This window comes from Cryobacterium sp. CG_9.6 (assembly GCF_029893365.1).
In the GTDB taxonomy this organism is placed as follows: Bacteria; Actinomycetota; Actinomycetes; order Actinomycetales; family Microbacteriaceae; genus Cryobacterium.
The window spans coordinates 2,254,944-2,271,878 of record NZ_JARXUZ010000001.1 but is presented as its reverse complement, the minus strand read 5'-3'; the positions used below and the strand labels follow the sequence as shown (position 1 = coordinate 2,271,878).

Annotated in this window: 15 protein-coding genes; 7 read left to right on the top strand and 8 right to left on the bottom strand. The window is 64.3% G+C overall.

Going from position 1 to position 16,935, the window contains the following annotated elements; genetic code table 11:
* Positions 1 to 233: 233 nt before the first annotated feature.
* Complete coding sequence (locus H4V99_RS10485; protein WP_280678039.1) at positions 234 to 3,146, bottom strand: FAD-binding and (Fe-S)-binding domain-containing protein; 2,913 nt, start codon at positions 3,144 to 3,146, stop codon at positions 234 to 236.
* Positions 3,131 to 4,906, bottom strand: coding sequence for an L-lactate permease (locus H4V99_RS10480; protein WP_280680070.1), 1,776 nt, complete (start codon positions 4,904 to 4,906; stop codon positions 3,131 to 3,133). The genes H4V99_RS10485 and H4V99_RS10480 overlap by 16 nt, the downstream gene beginning before the upstream one ends.
* Positions 4,907 to 5,120: 214 nt before the next feature.
* On the opposite strand from H4V99_RS10480, the gene H4V99_RS10475 reads away from it, so the two are divergent.
* The 6 genes from H4V99_RS10475 (at position 5,121) to H4V99_RS10450 (ending at position 10,438) form a co-directional block, all read left to right on the top strand.
* Entirely contained in the window at positions 5,121 to 5,810 is a 690-nt protein-coding gene (locus H4V99_RS10475) for a GntR family transcriptional regulator (RefSeq protein WP_280678037.1), read from the top strand.
* A 15-nt stretch (positions 5,811 to 5,825) separates the two neighbouring features.
* The gene (locus H4V99_RS10470) at positions 5,826 to 6,329 is read left to right on the top strand and encodes a hypothetical protein (protein ID WP_280678035.1); all 504 of its coding nucleotides are present in this window, start codon (positions 5,826 to 5,828) and stop codon (positions 6,327 to 6,329) included.
* A 48-nt stretch (positions 6,330 to 6,377) separates the two neighbouring features.
* Positions 6,378 to 6,938: a hypothetical protein gene (locus H4V99_RS10465; RefSeq protein ID WP_280678033.1), complete on the top strand. Its 561-nt coding sequence runs from the start codon at positions 6,378 to 6,380 to the stop codon at positions 6,936 to 6,938.
* 28 nt (positions 6,939 to 6,966) lie between these two features.
* Entirely contained in the window at positions 6,967 to 7,716 is a 750-nt protein-coding gene (locus tag H4V99_RS10460; RefSeq protein WP_280678031.1) for an enoyl-CoA hydratase/isomerase family protein, read from the top strand.
* A 92-nt stretch (positions 7,717 to 7,808) separates the two neighbouring features.
* Positions 7,809 to 9,680, top strand: coding sequence for a GAF domain-containing sensor histidine kinase (locus H4V99_RS10455; protein ID WP_280678029.1), 1,872 nt, complete (start codon positions 7,809 to 7,811; stop codon positions 9,678 to 9,680).
* Positions 9,681 to 9,730: 50 nt separating this feature from the next.
* The gene (locus H4V99_RS10450) at positions 9,731 to 10,438 is read left to right on the top strand and encodes a M50 family metallopeptidase (protein WP_280678027.1); all 708 of its coding nucleotides are present in this window, start codon (positions 9,731 to 9,733) and stop codon (positions 10,436 to 10,438) included.
* 22 nt (positions 10,439 to 10,460) lie between these two features.
* On the opposite strand, the gene H4V99_RS10445 is transcribed toward H4V99_RS10450, so the two are convergent.
* The 5 genes from H4V99_RS10445 to H4V99_RS10425 all read right to left on the bottom strand — a co-directional run bounded on the left by H4V99_RS10445 (position 10,461) and on the right by H4V99_RS10425 (position 15,514).
* Positions 10,461 to 11,891, bottom strand: coding sequence for a dihydrolipoamide acetyltransferase family protein (locus tag H4V99_RS10445; protein ID WP_280678025.1), 1,431 nt, complete (start codon positions 11,889 to 11,891; stop codon positions 10,461 to 10,463).
* Complete coding sequence (locus tag H4V99_RS10440) at positions 11,891 to 12,901, bottom strand: alpha-ketoacid dehydrogenase subunit beta (RefSeq protein WP_280678024.1); 1,011 nt, start codon at positions 12,899 to 12,901, stop codon at positions 11,891 to 11,893. The genes H4V99_RS10445 and H4V99_RS10440 overlap by 1 nt, the downstream gene beginning before the upstream one ends.
* A complete protein-coding gene (gene pdhA / locus H4V99_RS10435; protein ID WP_280678023.1) occupies positions 12,898 to 14,079 on the bottom strand; it encodes a pyruvate dehydrogenase (acetyl-transferring) E1 component subunit alpha in 1,182 nt (393 codons plus the stop codon). Before pdhA ends, H4V99_RS10440 begins: the two co-directional genes overlap by 4 nt.
* A gap of 109 nt (positions 14,080 to 14,188) precedes the next feature.
* Positions 14,189 to 14,683, bottom strand: a complete 495-nt coding sequence (locus tag H4V99_RS10430) for an Lrp/AsnC family transcriptional regulator (RefSeq protein WP_280678021.1) — start codon at positions 14,681 to 14,683, stop codon at positions 14,189 to 14,191.
* Between the two features lie 30 nt (positions 14,684 to 14,713).
* Positions 14,714 to 15,514, bottom strand: coding sequence for an oxygenase MpaB family protein (locus H4V99_RS10425; RefSeq protein ID WP_280678019.1), 801 nt, complete (start codon positions 15,512 to 15,514; stop codon positions 14,714 to 14,716).
* Positions 15,515 to 15,655: 141 nt separating this feature from the next.
* Between H4V99_RS10425 and H4V99_RS10420 the strand changes: the two genes are divergently transcribed.
* Positions 15,656 to 16,216, top strand: coding sequence for a YceI family protein (locus H4V99_RS10420; RefSeq protein WP_280678017.1), 561 nt, complete (start codon positions 15,656 to 15,658; stop codon positions 16,214 to 16,216).
* 84 nt (positions 16,217 to 16,300) lie between these two features.
* On the opposite strand, the gene H4V99_RS10415 is transcribed toward H4V99_RS10420, so the two are convergent.
* A complete protein-coding gene (locus H4V99_RS10415; protein WP_280678015.1) occupies positions 16,301 to 16,804 on the bottom strand; it encodes a hypothetical protein in 504 nt (167 codons plus the stop codon).
* Positions 16,805 to 16,935 lie beyond the last annotated feature (131 nt).

Sequence of the window (16,935 nt, the reverse complement as noted above, 5' to 3'; positions counted from 1 at the left end):
GTTGCGGGGTCTCGACAAGCTCGACCAGCGAAAATGGGAGTGTTCCTGAGGTTGGCTCGCGGGGTCTTGACCAGCGAAAAAGGGGGGCGCGTCTCGAGGTTGAGTTGCGGGGTCTCGACAGGCTCGACCAGCGAAAAAGGGGGGGCGTCTCGAGGTTGGCTCGCGGGGTCTGGACAGGCTCGACCAGCGAAAAGGGGGGCGTCTCGAGGTCGGCTCGCGGGGGTCGCTTGGTGCTAAGCGGGCAGGGGCACGACCAGCGGGACGGAAGGTGCGGACTGCGGAAGGGGAGCAGCCGTAAGATCGGCCAGAAGTTCCAGCACGTGACGATACGGTTCCTGGGTGGCCCGAGTCATCCCGAGCTCGCAGGTGCGGTTGCAGGAGGCGTGGGCGACGGAGCCAAACTCCGCCACTTCCGCGGCCTGCGTGCGCGTGGCCGACTCGGTGAGCTCGGGATGCAGCATGCCGCGATCGCCAGCGAACCCGCAACAGCCCCAGTTCTCCGGCACATCCACTCGGACTGCAACCCCCTCGGCGACGACGCGCAGAGAATCGTTGATTCCGAGCCGCGTGGACGAGCACGTGGGGTGCAGCGCGAGAGATTCGAGCTTCTCGTACGCGGGCAGATTCGGGAGGATGCGTGTGGCCGCGAACTCCACCGCGTCCATCACGCGCATCGAGGGTTCGTTCTCATCGCTCTCGATCGTGGAACGAAGACCCTCCGTGCACGATGACGCGTCACAGATGATGGGGAGAGCCCCGTTCCGGGTGGCGAGGCGGAGCGCGGTCAGGGTGTTCGCCCGCATGGTGGCCTGCCCCGTGATGAGCCCCTTCGAGGCCCATGGAGTTCCGCAGCACAGACCGTCAATCTCGGGCGGGACAACGAGGGTGACGCCAACGCGAGCGCAGAGCTGCTCGAAGCTCACCTGCACGCCGGGGGATGCGGCATCCGCTGGACCGAACATGGTGCTCACACAGGCCGGAAAATACACGGCTTCCACCATCCCGAGGGCCGGAACCGCGGGGGCCGGACGCTGCCGGGTGGGACCGCCGGCCGGAAGTTCGGGTGAATACAGGGGAACGGTGTCGGTACCCAGAACCACGCGGGCGAGACGATTGGGACCCAGCACCAGCGGCGTGGGCACGTGAGCAACCACGGAGAGCGCGAGGCCCGCTCCGCGCGTAACCGTTCCCCAGTTCTTCGCGGCCGCGTTCCACACCTTTTCCTGCACGGGTTTTGGTTGCGCCCGGCGCAGCCGCTTCACGAGACTGCCCGTGTCGATGTTCACCGGGCAGGCGGTCTGACACATGCCGTCGACGGCACAGGTCTCCACCGCGCTGTAGGTGTAGTCCTTCGACAGCTCGGCGGCCAGCTCAGTGTCACCGTCAATCTTCGCCTGTTCGATAGCGCGCAGCGTGACGATGCGCTGCCGAGGCGTGAGGGTGAGCTCCCGACTCGGGCAGACCGGTTCGCAATAGCCGCAGGAGACGCAGCGGTCAACCTCCTCGGCAACGAGCGGGGTGGTCTTAATGTCGCGCAGGTGCACGTCGGGGTCGTCGTTCATGATCACGCCGGGGTTGAGCATACCGGTGGGGTCACAGAGCACCTTGAGCGAGCGCATCACGTCATAGAGCTCATCGCCATACTGGCGGCGCACATAGGGAGCCATGACGCGACCCGTGCCGTGCTCGGCTTTGAGGGACCCGCCCTCGCCGAGCACGAGATCCACCATGTCTTCGGTGAACGCCCGGTACCGTTCGATCGACTCGGTGCCGGTGAACCCGTCGGTCAGCATGAAGTGAATGTTGCCATCCTTGGCGTGGCCAAAGATCACGGTGTCCTCGTACCCATACTGATCGAACAGGTCAATCAGCTCAATGCAGGTGGGACCGAGGGCGGGCACGGGAACCACCACGTCTTCCAGCAGCGCGGTCGTGCCGGCCGGACGAGCGCCAGCCACGGCCGCATACAGCCCCTTGCGCAGGTGCCACAGTTCTTTTCGAACGGATGCGTCGGTGCTGAAAAGTGCAGGCGTGCTCAGTCCCAGAGTGGGCATCAGCTCGAGACCGGCCGCACTGGTGTCGGCGAGGCCGTCGGCGGTATCGGCATGAAACTCCACCAGCAGTGCGGCGTGCTCTTTCACGGCAAGGTCGCGAATGACGGCAGGGGTCTCGTCGAGACCCTGGCCCACGCGCAGCGAGCGGGCATCCATGAGCTCGAGCGTGGCGGCGCCCGCCTGCACGAGAGCCGAGAGAGAAGCGTTGGCGGCCTCCAGATCGGGAAACACCAGCAGGCCGGTGGTGACGTGCGACTGGATGGGGATCGTGCGGAAGACGGCTTCGGCGACAAACCCGAGGGTGCCCTCGCTGCCCACGATGAGGTGAGCGAGAATGTCGACCGGGCGTTCGAAGTCGAGGAAGGAATTGACGCCGTAGCCCATGGTGTTCTTCATGGAGAACTGGTGCCGGATGGTGGCGACCGAGGCCGGATTCGAGCGCACACGGCGGGAGAGGCGCACGAGGCCCTCGTGGAGTTCGGGCTCGAGGGCGCGGAGGCGCGCGTCGGCATCCGCTTCGCCCGTGTCAATCACCGTGCCGCTCGGCAACACCACGGTGAGGGACTCGAGCGTCTGGTAGGTGTTGTCGACCGTGCCACAGGCCATGCCCGAGGAATTGTTGGCAACGACCCCACCAATGGTGCAGGCGGCCTCGCTGGCCGGGTCCGGACCGAACTTGCGTCCGAAGCGCGCCAGACGTGCATTGAGCGCGCGAACCGTGACTCCGGGCTGCACCCGCACCCGCATGCCGCCGTCCAGCACGTCGACACGCTTGAAATTACGACGAACATCCACGAGCACGCCGTCGGTGAGTGCCTGACCGCTGAGGCTTGTCCCGCCGGAGCGAAACGTGAGCGGCACGCCCTGAGCGGCACTCGCTCGTAACAACCGGCCCACCTCGGCGGCATCGGCCGCCACCACCACGGCCTGGGGAATCAGCAGGAAGTGCGACGCGTCGTGCGCATTCGCGTGCCGATCGATTGCCCGGGTGAGCACCCGGTCGGAGTCGGTGACCGCCCCGCGCAGAGCATCGAGGGTGGCGACAGCAGCTGTGGCGGAAACTGTGGAGTGAGAGATTAGGGCACCATCCATCCGAGTACGGGGGTTGACTGCAGCAGGATCAGAATCGTGATGAGCACGAGTAGGCCGAGGCTCCAGCCGATGAGTTTGCGAAACAGGAGGCTCTCGGACCCGGCCATACCCACGGCAGCGGCGGCCACGGCCAGGTTTTGCAGGGACAGCATCTTGCCGAGCACGCCGGCCGAGGAGTTGGCAGCCGCCATGAGCAGCGGCGAGAGTCCGGTCTGGGTTGCCGCGGTTACCTGCAGCTGCCCGAAGAGCGAGTTGGACGAGGTGTCAGAACCCGTGAGGGCCACGCCAATCCACCCGATCAGCGGCGAGAGTACCGCGAAGAATCCACCGGTGGTGGCCAGCGCCACACCGAGGGTGTTGGTCTGGCCGGAGAGGTTCATCACGAACGACAGGGCAAGAACGGCGGTGACGGTCACGATCGTCCAACGCAACTGCACGAGGGTGTCCCAGTAAATGGTGAGTCCGCGGCGCGGGGAGACGCGATAGAGCGCCATGGTGAGCAGGCCAGAGAAGAAGAGCAGCGTACCGGTGGCCTTGAAATGGTCGAGCTTGAACATCTGTGCCGGCACGGGATCGCCGGCCGAGTTGGCAACGTTCAGGCCGGGCCACTGGAATGTCACGCTGCCGACCACGGACAGCCACGCCTTGATCGCCGGAATCTGCGCAATCGAGAAGATCGTCATGATGATCAGGTACGGCGCAATGGACAGCATCACCTGGCTGGTGCGAGGTCGAGCAACCCGAGCGATGCTCGCAATCGCCCCCGTGGCTGTAGCAGCGGATGTCGCGGGCTGTGTTGTGGCGGGCTGTGTTGTCGAAGGCTGTGTTGTCGAAGGCTGTGTCATGGACGACCGTGACGACGCAGCACCCCGAACGGTTGCGGTGTTCGAGCTGGGCACCGTCTCGGATCCTACGAGAACGGCAGCCTCATCGGGGGAGAGGCCAATTGTTTCGGTGGGCTGCCAGAAACGCAGCATCAGCAGCACGGCACCGACGGTAGCCACGGCGGCAACGACGTCTGTGAGCTCCACGGCAAAGAAGTTGGAGGTGACGAACTGGGCGAGACCAAAAACGAGTCCGGCCACCAGCGCCACCGGCCAGGTCTGCTTCAGCCCACGCTTGCCATCCACGATGAACACGAGAATGAGCGGAACGAGCACGGCAATGAACGGTGTCTGGCGTCCGGTCATCTGCGACAGTTCGTGAATGGGAAGGCCCGTGACACCGTTGAGCGCAATGATCGGCGCGGCCATGGCGCCAAAAGCGACGGGGGCGGTATTGGCCAGCAGCGAGACAATGGCCGACTTCAGCGGTTTCATGCCCGCCGCCATGAGCATGGCCGCCGAGATGGCAACCGGGGCACCGAAGCCGGCGAGCGACTCGAGCAGAGCACCGAAGCAGAACGCGATGAGGATGGCCAGGATGCGCAGGTCATTGGAGATCGACCGAATGGTGCGGCCCAGCACCTCAAACCAGGGTGTGGCCACGGTGAGCTTGTAGATCCAGAGCGCATTCACGAGGATCCACAGAATGGGGACCAGCCCGTAGAACGCTCCGGCGCCGGCCGCGCTCAGAGCCTGACCGATCGGCATCTGCCAGCCGACAATGGCCAGCACGATGGAGAGCAGCAAGCCGGCGAGTGCGGCTTTGTGCGCTTTCATTCGAAAGACGCCGAGCAGAACGAAAAGCAGGATGAGGGGCAGGGCGGCGCAGAGTGCCGACAGTGCCAGATTGCCGAAAAGCGGATCGGTGATCTGCAGGAAGGGGTCTGTAGTCGCTGCGAGGAAAGAGGTTGTGAGCGGCGGCGCCGCGAGGGCGAGAGCGAGGCTGGTCTGAATGATGAGGTCTCCACACTGAGGTTGCGCCACATTCAGGTGGCGATGGCTAAATTGTCTTACAAGTGTGCATGTCTGTCAATGCCATCCTCGATCTTGTCTGGCAAGATTGAATAAATACGTTGGGAAAGGTGGACCCGTGGTCATTTCCGTTGCGGCCACATCGATTGTTGATGCCATCGCCGCCGATCTGCGCACGCGCCTGTTCGCGGGTGAGCTCACCGCGCAGGTAGCGCTCACCGAAACCGATCTTGCCGCCTCCTACGACGTGGCCAGACCCACGGCCAAGGCCGCCATTGAGCGCCTCGTGAGTGAAGGGCTGCTCGTGCGCGGCGCGCACAAGACCGCACGCGTGGCGGAGCTTGGCCCCGACGCGGTGCGCGACATCTACCTGGCCCGGGCTTACCTCGAGTGCGAGGTTCTTCGCCGGCTCGCCGCCACGCAAACGGTGCCACCGGATGCCGTGCTCGCGAACCAGCAAATAGCCGCGCTGACCGATGCCTCGCCGCTGGATCTCGTGGAACCGGACATGCGGTTTCACCTCAGCCTCATCGACGCCATGGGGAACGAGCGCATGAGCAAGATGTATCGATCCCTGGTGAGCGAGGTGCGCCTGTGTATGACCCGGGTGCAGAGCCTCAACCTGCTCTCCCCGGGCCTCATCCACTCGGAGCACGACATGATCCTTGATCATATTCGGCACGGCCAGAGCGAAGCAGCGGCTCACCTCCTGGATGACCATCTGGGGCGCGCCCGTGAGCGCCTCGCGCAGGCGCTCGGCGGCGAAGCCGGACCCGAGGCGCACGTTCCCGACCTGCCTGCCCGCTGAGGAGACCTGCCTATCGTGACTGACTTTCTGGCCCCCGGCACGCGAGCGGCCCTCAACGCCGTGCACTCCCTGTCCGGCGAATCCGCACGGGGAGACGGCGCACCTCTTGAGCGCCTCCGTGCCGTCCGCGCTCTCCTGCACGAACTCGAAGCCGACCCGGTGATGCTCACCAGTGTGCGCGCGGCCGTTGAGGGCGGGTCCACCTGGGACGAGATTGCGGAAGCCGCCGGTCTCAAGCCGGCAGCCGCCCGCTGGCGGTGGGCCGGGACCGATGAGGAGATCTCAGCACGGCTGCTCGCTGGCCGCAAACGCTCCGTGCGCCCGAGCAGCGTGCCCACCGACCTGCCGGGACTCTCGGTTGCCGAAGCCGCCGCGCAGCTGGGTGTGAGTGCCCAGGCCGTGTATCTGCAGGTATCACGCGGCAAGCTCACGAGCCAGACCGTGCAACTCGACGATGGCCGAAGCTACAAGCGAGTGTTTCTGAACTCTGCACCCACCATTCTTGACCCCACTGCGTAGTCGCACCACAATGAAGCGACCCCCACTATACGGATGACGGAGTAAACCATGACTGATTTGCCCACAGCCAAGCCCCCGCGCACGTCTACGTCAGCACTCGCTGCCGAGTCGGGTCTGCGGAACGAGGCGGAGACCAAGGTTCTGAATCTGGGGCAGTCAGGCTCAGTAACGCAGGGCACAGACGTGCCACAGGCCCCGTCGACTCCGCAGCCGGCGGCATCCGTTCCTGGCGTCAAGGCACCGGCAAACGTAGCCCTCGTGGTTCTCGTGGGCATGGTGTCGTTGGCTGTTGCCTTTATTGTGATGATCATCGTGAGTGTCACGAGTGAGAGCATCAACGCCCTCGCGGTCATTGCCACTCCGATCGCCTCCATGGTGGCCGCGTATTATGGTATTACGCTCAGCATTCAGCAGGTGAAGAACGAGCGCGAGGAGAAGGAAAAGGCATTAGCGAGAGCGGATGCCGCCGATGCCGCCCGTCGTGAGATCGAGGTGTGGTCCGCGCAGATGGAATCCGGGCTGCGCGTGGCCATGGCCAAGCTCACCGCCGCGCGAATCGGCACCGATGAGGTGACGAAGGCAGCCGGCACCCCCGATGACTTCTTCTGAACCGGTGTCTGAGCCGACTACACCCGGAGTGACTGCGGAACCAACGACGCTGCTGGTTGACCGTGCCCCGGACCGGATCCATGTGCAACTGCACCGGCCCGAGGTGCGAAACGCGATCGACCAGACCATGATCGATGAGCTGCACGCCGTGTGTGCGGAACTCGAACGCGAGCCGCGCATCCTTATTCTGTCGGGAAGCAACGGCGTCTTTGCGTCCGGCGCCGATATTGCGCAGCTGCGAGAGCGGCGCGAAGCCGATGCTCTGCGGGGCATCAACTCCGGGCTCTTTTCCCGCATTGCACGACTGCCCATGCCGGTTATCGCCGCTCTGGACGGTTGGGCGCTGGGCGGCGGAGCCGAACTCGCGTATGCGGCCGACTTTCGCATTGCCTCCACAACCGTCAGGCTCGGCAACCCCGAGACGGCGCTGGGTATTCTGCCGGCCGCCGGGGCACTCTGGCGGCTCGCGCAACTTGTGGGCGAACCGGTGGCAAAGGAAATCATTCTGGCCGGACGTATCCTGACCGCCGACGAGGCGCTCGCCGTGCACCTCGTGACCGAGGTACACGAGTCGGTCGATCTTCTCGCCGCCGCGCACGCCCTAGCCGATCGCATCGGAGCTCAGGATCCGCTCGCCACCCAGCTGGCCAAGAAGGTGTTCCACGCTCCGCTCGACGCGCATCCGCTCGTTGACAATGAGTCCCAGGCCATTCTGTTTGAATCGCCGGAGAAGTTTCGACGAATGGACGCTTTTTTGGAGCGGCGGAAGCATAGCTGATGTGAGTCCCCGAGCGATCCGGCTGGTTGTCGGGCCCAATACCTGCCAGAGTGAGCCTCGACACATTCCGGCATCGAAAGTGGGGCTGCGCTATGGAAGACCAGCTGGCTGATCTGCCTGCGGGAGCGGTGCCTCACGGCAGCGTGCCACTGGATGAAACCGTGCTCGTGGCTGAAACCGTGCCGCACGCCGGGAGTACGCGAATCGAAGACCTCCTGCAGCAACTGGTGGGGCGTGCGGATGAGCTGATGGCGACGCAGGAGCGTATTCGCGGTCTGGTGAGCGCGGTCGTGTCGATTGCCGAGGACCTCAGCCTCGATGCGGTTCTTAAACGTGTGGTTGAGTCTGCCTGCCAGCTTCTGAACGCGCAGTATGGGGCACTCGGTGTCATTGGGGAGAACCAGAGTCTCTCGCACTTCATCACCGTGGGTTTTGACGAGGAGACGGTGCGGAAGGTCGGTCCGTTACCGGTAGGCAAGGGTGTGCTGGGACTCCTCATTCGCGAACCCCAACCCATCCGCCTGCATGATCTGGGCCAGCATCCCGCGGCGGCCGGGTTTCCGGAACATCACCCACCGATGGTCTCGTTTCTTGGGGTTCCCGTTCGGGTGCGTGATGTGGTGTTTGGCAACCTTTATCTCACCGAGAAGGAGGGGGGTGGTGATTTCACCCCGGAGGACCAGGAACTCGCCGTGGCGCTCGCCGCAGCGGCGGGAGTCGCCATTGAGAACGCGCGCCTCTTCGACGAGGCGCGCCGCCGAGCGGCGTGGCTCGAGGCCTGTGCGGACATGGCGCGAGACCTGCTGCGATCTTTCGATAATGATGATGACGACGGCGGGAGCGGCCTCGTCACTGTGGCCCAGCGCGCGATGTTCGAGTCAGATTCCGTGCTTGCCCTCGTGGGATTGCCGACCGATGAAACTGACACGGTGTTCTGCGCGGCGGGTGCCGGCGCCGGGGCATCCGCTGTGATCGGCCGGAGCGTTGCCATGGGCGTGACAGCACTGGCCCAGGTGCGGGCTACGGGGGTGTCGACCGTGCTGACAGCGTTGTCGCAGGTCATTGACCCGTCGGTCGCGGCCGATCTTCGGGGCTGTCCGAACCTCGGGCACACGCTGCTCGTTGCTCTTGGCCCGCCCGGTGAGGGGCAGGGCGTGTTGTTGCTCGCTCGCGCGCCCGGATCCAGCCCCTTCAGTGCAACCGATGTTGAGATGAGTGCGGTCTTCGGTTCCTACGTGGCACTCGGACTGGAACTCGCGAACGTGCACCGCATGCGCGAGCAGCAGGCGGTCTTCGGGGATCGGGACCGCATTGCCCGCGACCTGCACGACCTCGTGATTCAGTGCCTCTTTGCGGCTGGGCTGAGCATGCAGAGTCTCCGGCGATTCACCGACGACCCGGTGGCGCTGGAGCGCATTGCCGCCGTGACCGTGGAGCTGGACAGCACGATCCACGAGCTGCGGGACACCATCTACTCGCTTCGGGGGGCGTCGAAGGACTCGGCAAGCATGAGCAGCAAGATTCTTGCGGTGATCTCGGCGGGCACCCGATCATTGACGTTTGCACCGAACATTCGGCTGTCGGGCCCCATCGATGCCGATCTGGGGGAGTCTCTTACGGAGAATCTGCTGGCCGTCATCACCGAGGCGCTCAGTAATGTCACCCGGCACGCCGCGGCGACGAGCGTACGAATCTCTGTCACCGCCGATCATGGCCGTATTCGACTGTTGATCGTCGATAACGGGCAGGGGTTCACCCAGCCGGTGCGGTCCAGCGGCCTCGACAACCTGCGGCAGCGGGCTCGAATCTGTGGCGGCCGGTTTGAGGTGAAGAGCGAACCGGGGGAGGGCGTGCGGTTGTCCTGGTCGGCACCGACCGTTCCGAATGCCTTGCGGCCTGGGCCGTCGCCCACAGCCCAAGCCCGCGTCCGAGCGCGGGGCTTCGGCGACCACAACCCCGGCTAGGCAGTGCGCCCTGCGCAGGGGGAGGGAACCGCTCACCTAGTGTGGAATGCATGGACGCACTGTGGGCACTCGGGGACAGCCTGACCCAGCCGCATGCTCCACTGAACCTCATTGCGGCGTGGTCCAGCGTGGTGGCGGCCACACTTCTCGTCCTCGTTCCCGCGATGTGGCGGGTGACCCGTCACGGCATCACCATTGTGCACGAGGGTGGGCATGGGGTGGCGGCCACCCTGAGCAGACGAAGGCTCAGCGGCATCCGCTTGCACAGCGATACCTCGGGTCTCACCGTGAGTCGGGGTCGACCGCGAGGACCCGGTATGGCGTTCACCCTGCTAGCCGGGTACCCGGCCCCGGCGCTGCTCGGGGTGGGTGCCGCGTGGCTCCTCGGCCGCGGTTACGATGTGGCGCTGCTGTGGCTACTACTGGCGGCACTGTTGCTGCTTCTGGTTCAGATCCGCAACTGGTTCGGACTGTGGTCGGTTCTCGTAGCCGGTGGGGTGATCTTTGCCGTGACCTGGTTCGGCACGTCCCAGGTGCAGAGCATTTTTGCGCTGATCCTCACCGTGTTTCTGCTGGTCGGGGCGCTGCGTACCGTGCTGGAACTGCAACGGTCGAGGTCGCTCGGGTCGGCCGGAGCCTCGGACGCCGACCAGCTGGCACGGCTCACCCACGTGCCGGGCCTCTTCTGGGTCGGAGTCTTTCTCGCCATTGACCTCTGCTGTGTCGTTATCGCCGCCCGTTTTCTTGGTCTGCTCTAGCGAAGCGCCGCCGACCAACGCCTCACAGTTCGGCCAGCAACGACACGGGATTCTCGATGCACCCCGCCACGAAGGTGAGGAACCCCGCGGCGGTTCCGCCATCACACACCCGGTGGTCGAACACCATGGAGAGTTCCACGACGGTTCGTACCGCGAGTTCGTGATTGACCACCCACGGGCGCTCGATCATGCGCCCAATGCCGAGCATCGCGGCTTCGGGATGGTTGATGATTGCAGCGGAGCCGTCAACACCGAGTGAGCCAAAGTTGTTGAGCGTGAACGTTCCTCCGGTGAGCGCGGCCGGCGGGAAGGTGCCGTCGGCCGCGCTCACCACGAGTCCGGCAATGGCGTCCCGCAGTTGTCGCGTGGTCATGGCGTGGGCACCATGAACGACCGGAACCATGAGTCCGCGGGGTGTCTGGGCGGCGAGACCCAGGTTGATGGCTCCATGCTGCAGAATCTCCTGGCTCGCGGTATCCACCGAGGAGTTCAAGAGCGGGTAGCGGCGGAGACCAGCCACCACGAAGCGGGCGATGAGGGCGGTCACGCTGAAGCGTTCACCGGTTGCCGCGAGGAGTCGATCGCGGGCCACGAAGAGTTCGGTGGCGTCAACGTCGAGCCAGATGGTGGCCTCGGGAATCTCGCGGCGCGACGTGGTGAGTCGTTGCGCCACGACCTTGCGCAGGCCGGTGATGGGAATGCGCACGCTCTCGCTCGCGAGCGGGGTGTTCACAGCGGATGCCGCGGGCAGGGGATCCGGAACGGTCACGACCGGAGCGCTCGCCGGGACCGCGTGGAGAAAGGCCTGCACGTCGGTGCGAACGACGAGTCCGTTGCGTCCGGTGCCCAGGAGCTGGCTCGCATCGAATCCGTTCTCCCGGGCCAGACGGCGCACCAGAGGCGACACGACGGGAGAGCGCCGGGACGGGTCGAGATGCTGGATCACTGCTTGGGGAGAGGGTTCCGGTGTCGTGGTGACGGTTACCGGCACGGGGACAGCAGGGGCAGTGGCAGTGGCAGTGGCAGTGGCCGTTGGTGCCCGCGTGCCGAATCTGCCCTGCACGACGCGTCGAGCAGGCCGGGTGCTCACGGTCGTTCCGTACCCGATGAGAACCGCACCGCTCACCCCGGGTGCCGTGTCGGGCACAGCGGCGGGCACAGCGGCTGGCACGGAGTCATCCGCAGGGTCAGGCGCAGCGTCAAGGACAGCGTGGGCCGGATCGACAACCGTGATCAGAACCTGGCCCGCGTGAATGGTCTCTCCGGGAGTACCGAAGATCTTCTCGACAATGCCCCCGAACGGTGAGGGTAACTCCACCACGGACTTGGCCGACTCCACCTCCACCACAGGCTGGTCAATGGTGATGGTGTCGCCCGGCGCCACCAGCCACGAGACGATCTCCGCCTCGGTGAGGCCCTCACCGAGGTCGGGGAGGAGAAAATCGTTGCGCATCAGCTCCACTCCCAACGCGAAATCGCGGCCAGAATACGGTCGGGCGTGGGCAAAAAATACTCTTCAAGTTTGGGGGAGGGGTAGGGAATGTCGAAGCCGGTGATGCGCAGAATGGGAGCGGCGAGGTAGAAGAAGTTGCGTTCGGTGAGACGGGCAGCCACCTCGGCGCCGTAGCCGCCAAACTGTGCGGCCTCATGAATCACGGCCACGCGGCTGGTTTTGCGCAGCGAAGCGCTCACCGTGGCATCGTCAAAAGGAGAGAGGCTGCGCAGGTCAATGACCTCAATGGAGAGTCCCTCGGCGGTGGCAAGCTCCGCTGTGGCCAGGGCGGTCTTCACCGTGGGTCCGTAGGCGAGCAGGGTGACATCGGTGCCTTCCCGAAGAATGACGGCGCTCGCCATGGGCGCGGTCGTCACGGGGAGGGTGAGCTCGGCTTTGGTCCAGTAACGGCTCTTGGGTTCCATGAAGATCACCGGATCATCGCTCGCGATCGCCTCGCGCAGCATGGAATAGGCATCGGCCGGGTTTGAGGGGGACACAACGGTGAGTCCGGGCGTGGAGGTCCAGTACGCCTCCGAGGAATCCGAGTGGTGCTCGACACCACCAATATCGCCGGCATAGGGAATGCGAATAACGATCGGAAGGGCAATCTTGCCGCGAGTGCGGTTACGCATTTTGGCAACGTGCGACACGATCTGCTGAAATGCCGGGTAGCTGAAGGCGTCGAACTGCATCTCGACAACCGGGCGCATGCCGTACATAGCCATGCCGATGGCCGTGCCCACGATTCCTGATTCCGCCAGGGGAGAATCGCTCACCCGGGTCTCGCCGAACTCGGCGTACAGGCCGTCGGTCACGCGGAACACCCCGCCAAGCGGCCCCACGTCTTCGCCAAAAAGCACCACGGTGGGGTCGTCGGTCATGGCGTCACGAATAGCGGCGTTGAGAGCGGATGCCATGGTGAGGGTTTCGGGGGAGCGCGTCGCGACGCCGGCAATCGTGTGGCTCATGCGCGGGCATCCGTCTCGGTGTTGGCTGTAGTGGCGGTGCTATCTGTAGTAACTGTGCTGGCTGCAGTGGTGGCGCTGTCCTCAGCGAGTTCGGCGGCAAGGGCAGCGCGCTGTTCGGCCAGAGCCGGTCGGGGGTTGGCATACACGTGCTCAAAGAGTTCCAGTGGATCCACCACCGCCTGCACCGTCATGCACTCGCGAGTAGCAGCAGCCGTATCTTCGGCCTCCTGTGCAATTGACGCACGTTCGGCCTCCGACAGGGCGCCTTCGGACAGCAGGAATTTTTCCAGCCGCTCGATCGGGTCCCGACCCCGCCACACATCCACGTCGGCGGCATTGCGATACCGGCTCGGGTCATCCGAATTGGTGTGTGCCTCGATGCGATAGGTGAGGCCTTCAATGAGCGTGGGTCCCTTGCCGGCCCGTGCGGCGTCAACGGCGGCGGAGGTGACCGCAAACATGGCAGCGACGTCGTTGCCGTCCACGAAGTAGCCGGGCATGCCGTAGCCGATGGCCTTGTCGGCGATCGTGCGGCACGCCATCTGCTTATCGAGGGGCACACTGATAGCGAACTGGTTATTCTGCACCAGAAAGACCACCGGGGCCTGCCACACGGCGGCGAAGTTGAAGGCCTCGTGGGCATCACCCTCGCTCGTGGCACCGTCACCGAGAAGCGTCAACGCCACCGTGCTGTCGCGCTTGAGCTTGGCTGCGGTTGCCAGGCCAACGGCATGAAGCGCCTGCGTGGCCAGCGGGGTGGCCTGCGGGGCAATGCGGTGCTCGTAGTAGTCGTAGCCGCTGTGCCAATCGCCTCGAAACGAGGCGAGAATATCGGCGGGTTTCACACCGCGAGTGAGGAGCGCAATGCTGTCGCGATAGGTGGGAAACAACCAGTCACCGGAATCGAGAGCCGATACCGCGGCAATTTCGCAGGCCTCCTGGCCGAGAGCCGAGGGATAGGTGGCGAGGCGTCCCTGACGCGTGAGGGCCGTCACCTGAACGTCGAATCGGCGGGCAATCACCATGCGCCGGTACAGGCTGAGCAGGGTGGCGGTGTCTGGCAGAGTGAACCCGCCGGTCTGACTCTCATCAACCGGATGCCCGGCATCATCAATCAACCGCAGGGGTGGTGGGGCCAGCACGGTGGGGATGCGCGTGCTCTCGACATTGAGGCTCATGAGGTAATGGTGCGCCCTCAATGACCCAGTGTGGCATCGAAAAATAAGTTGTGAACGATTGGCTACATACGGCTCGGAGTGCGCCCATTCTGCCTGGAAAAAAGTGAATTTAGCGCCAAACGTCCGGCGTTATCCCCGGCTTCTGTCCCATGATTTCTTCCAGAATCAGGTGTGACCGGGTGGACACAACACCCGGCATGCTGTGGATGTCACGCAAAATCGCCTGACTCAGCAGCTCATGAGACGGAGCATTCACCGTGAGGATGATGTCGATGTCGCCGCTCACGGCCTGCGCTTTTTCCACGTAGGGCAGGGCGGCCAGCCGCCCGGCGATATCGCTCCAGGAGACATCGGCAATCTTCACGATCACGAGCGCGGAGACGTGCAGGCCCAGAGACTTGCGATCGGTCTGGGCGCCGAAGCCCGTAATGACGCCCCGACTAACCAGGCGCTGCACGCGTGTGTGGGCGGCCGTGCGCGAGATGTGCACCTTCAGAGCGAGGGCGCGCATCGAGAGTCGGGCGTCCCGGCTGAGCTCGGCCACGATTTGCCGGTCGATGTTATCGAGATCGGTGGGGGCGTCGGATGCCGAATGCTGCGTCATTGAAAACCTCGGAGGTCAGAGGACTTCAGTCTACCGAGACTCGCTCACACTGGGCGGTGGCAGTGTTGTTGCCGACAGGGCACGCAGGTAGTGATTCTTCGGAAAATGCCGGATGCGTCGGGGAAGTGGCGGGTAGATCACCCGAATGACGCCAATCACGCGGTCGAATCGGCGCTGCCTCGCCTCGGACCACGGCAGGTCGAACATGTCTCGAACCGGTGGTGGCAGCAGGCCCGCCGTGACCAGGCGAGCGAGCGGAAGGCCGGCTCGCATCCAGAACGGCCCGGTGCGCGAGTGGAGGAGGTCGTGGGCGACAGCGCGGGTGGTGGCATCCGTTCGGAGGCTCGTGAGGCGCTTCGCCCAGTAGACGCGAAAGTCAGCACGAGTGGACGGCCACAGTCCTTCCGGTACCTGGAGGGCGGCGCCGATCTTGCGATAGTCCTGATAGAACGCATCGGATTCCGCGTCGCCGAGCGGACCGTAGACCAGCTCATGCATGGTGAGGGCCGAGTCGTAGAGCGTTGCAGCCACCCAGAGCTGAAGGTGAGGAGAGAAGGCGCTGTAGGCCGGAGACTCACCCGAACCGGCCGATTCCACGGGCACATGCGCATGGTTCACGCGCCTCGTGGCCGCGGCCGCTTCGTCGGGACTACCGAACGAGATCGCATAAACGAAGCTCAGCGTGTTGTTCAACCGGTCCAGTGGGCGGGCGACAAAATCGCTGTGGTCCGCAACGCCGTGACCAATTGCGGGGTCGGCGAGTTGCAGCAAAATGCTCCGTCCCCCGGCAGCGATGAGCACCGCGTTACCGCCAATGTCGTTCATCGTCATTGGCCGAGTGTACGGCCCGGGGATGGGGCAGTCATGGGTAGGAGTTGAGAAAGTTTTGCTATCGTCGGAATAACCGGCGTATCTATGCGCTTTCATGTACTTAGGGCGACACTTCATGCGCCCGCAATCTAAGGAGACCGCATGAGCGACACCACGATTTCATCCATTCCCGGCTACAAGGCCGGCACCTGGACCATTGACAAGTCACACAGTGCCGTCACATTCAGCATTCGTCACATCATGATCAGCAAGGTGAAGGGCACGTTTGACGACTTCGACGCCACCTTCGTCACCGGCGAGAACCCCCTTGACAGCGCCGTAACGGCCACCGCCAAGGTTGTCTCCATCAACACCAACGAGGCCGCTCGCGACGGCCACCTGCGCACCGGTGACTTCTTTGATGCCGAAACATACCCCACGATCGACTTCGCCTCGACCGGCATGCGTGAGGTCAAGGGCGACTACCTCATCGACGGCAACCTCACCATCAAGGGCGTCAGCAAGCCCGTCACCTTCGAATTCGAGTTCGGTGGCTTCGGTGGAGACCCCTACGGCAACTACAAGTTCGGCGCCACGGCAACCACCGAGGTGAACCGCGAAGACTTCGGCCTCACCTACAACGCTGCCCTCGAAACCGGCGGCGTGCTGCTCGGCGACAAGGTCAAGATCACCCTTGAGCTTCAGGCCGCGCTCAACGTGTAATCACGCTTCTGTCTGAGAGGGGTCCCGCTTCGGCGGGGCCCCTTTTTTTCGTGTGCACGGGATTCGCCACACGAGAGCGCCCGTTCAGTGCACCAGCGCCCGACGGTCATATTTCGCGAGAACCACACGAATAACGAGGGCAGTGAGGGCCAAAGCGCTGACAAGGTAGAGCGCAACGCCCCACGGGGCGTGATCCCCACCAGAAATCATGAACGTGTCGGCAAGAGACATGCCGGGTCCGAATGCCACAAACAGATGCGCTGGAGCGGCCAACACGAGAAGTAGGAGGTCCGCCGCCACGACGAAGCTGACCGGGCGCGTTCGACCCACCGCGCTGACGAGAAGCACGGCCCCGGCCAGAACGACTCCAATCACACCCCAGGTGACCACCCAGCTGGTGGCGAGTGACTCGTTGGCGAGATCCAGTTGTGCGTAGATCTGCTCGAGAGTGGCGCCCGGAACGGCTGCCAGAGGGTTCCAGACCAGGATCTGCAGGATGCCGACGGCAGCATAACCGACGATAACAATCAAGCCCACCAGCCCCGCTATGACGGCCCCAGACTGCCGGCGCTCACGCATGTCATTCATCCTCTCAGCGTAGTGATGCCGCCTGATATATCGCTGCTCGTCTGCGTGCGTGCACCGACTGCTCCGTCGTCGCATCCGCTGAAATCTGGCCGAAGGCTAGCCCGGGGTAGGCTTTTCGGGGTTCTGAAAGC

What these genes read in the sequence shown, in the direction of transcription:
- H4V99_RS10485 (WP_280678039.1), bottom strand. Translation starts at nt 3,146, where the DNA reads ATGGATGGTGCCCTAATCTCTCACTCCACAGTTTCCGCCACAGCTGCT.
- H4V99_RS10465 (WP_280678033.1), top strand. Translation starts at nt 6,378, where the DNA reads ATGACTGATTTGCCCACAGCCAAGCCCCCGCGCACGTCTACGTCAGCA.
- H4V99_RS10455 (WP_280678029.1), top strand. Translation starts at nt 7,809, where the DNA reads ATGGAAGACCAGCTGGCTGATCTGCCTGCGGGAGCGGTGCCTCACGGC.
- H4V99_RS10450 (WP_280678027.1), top strand. Translation starts at nt 9,731, where the DNA reads ATGGACGCACTGTGGGCACTCGGGGACAGCCTGACCCAGCCGCATGCT.
- H4V99_RS10445 (WP_280678025.1), bottom strand. Translation starts at nt 11,891, where the DNA reads ATGCGCAACGATTTTCTCCTCCCCGACCTCGGTGAGGGCCTCACCGAG.
- H4V99_RS10440 (WP_280678024.1), bottom strand. Translation starts at nt 12,901, where the DNA reads ATGAGCCACACGATTGCCGGCGTCGCGACGCGCTCCCCCGAAACCCTC.
- pdhA (WP_280678023.1), bottom strand. Translation starts at nt 14,079, where the DNA reads ATGAGCCTCAATGTCGAGAGCACGCGCATCCCCACCGTGCTGGCCCCA.
- H4V99_RS10430 (WP_280678021.1), bottom strand. Translation starts at nt 14,683, where the DNA reads ATGACGCAGCATTCGGCATCCGACGCCCCCACCGATCTCGATAACATC.
- H4V99_RS10425 (WP_280678019.1), bottom strand. Translation starts at nt 15,514, where the DNA reads ATGACGATGAACGACATTGGCGGTAACGCGGTGCTCATCGCTGCCGGG.
- H4V99_RS10420 (WP_280678017.1), top strand. Translation starts at nt 15,656, where the DNA reads ATGAGCGACACCACGATTTCATCCATTCCCGGCTACAAGGCCGGCACC.
- H4V99_RS10415 (WP_280678015.1), bottom strand. Translation starts at nt 16,804, where the DNA reads ATGAATGACATGCGTGAGCGCCGGCAGTCTGGGGCCGTCATAGCGGGG.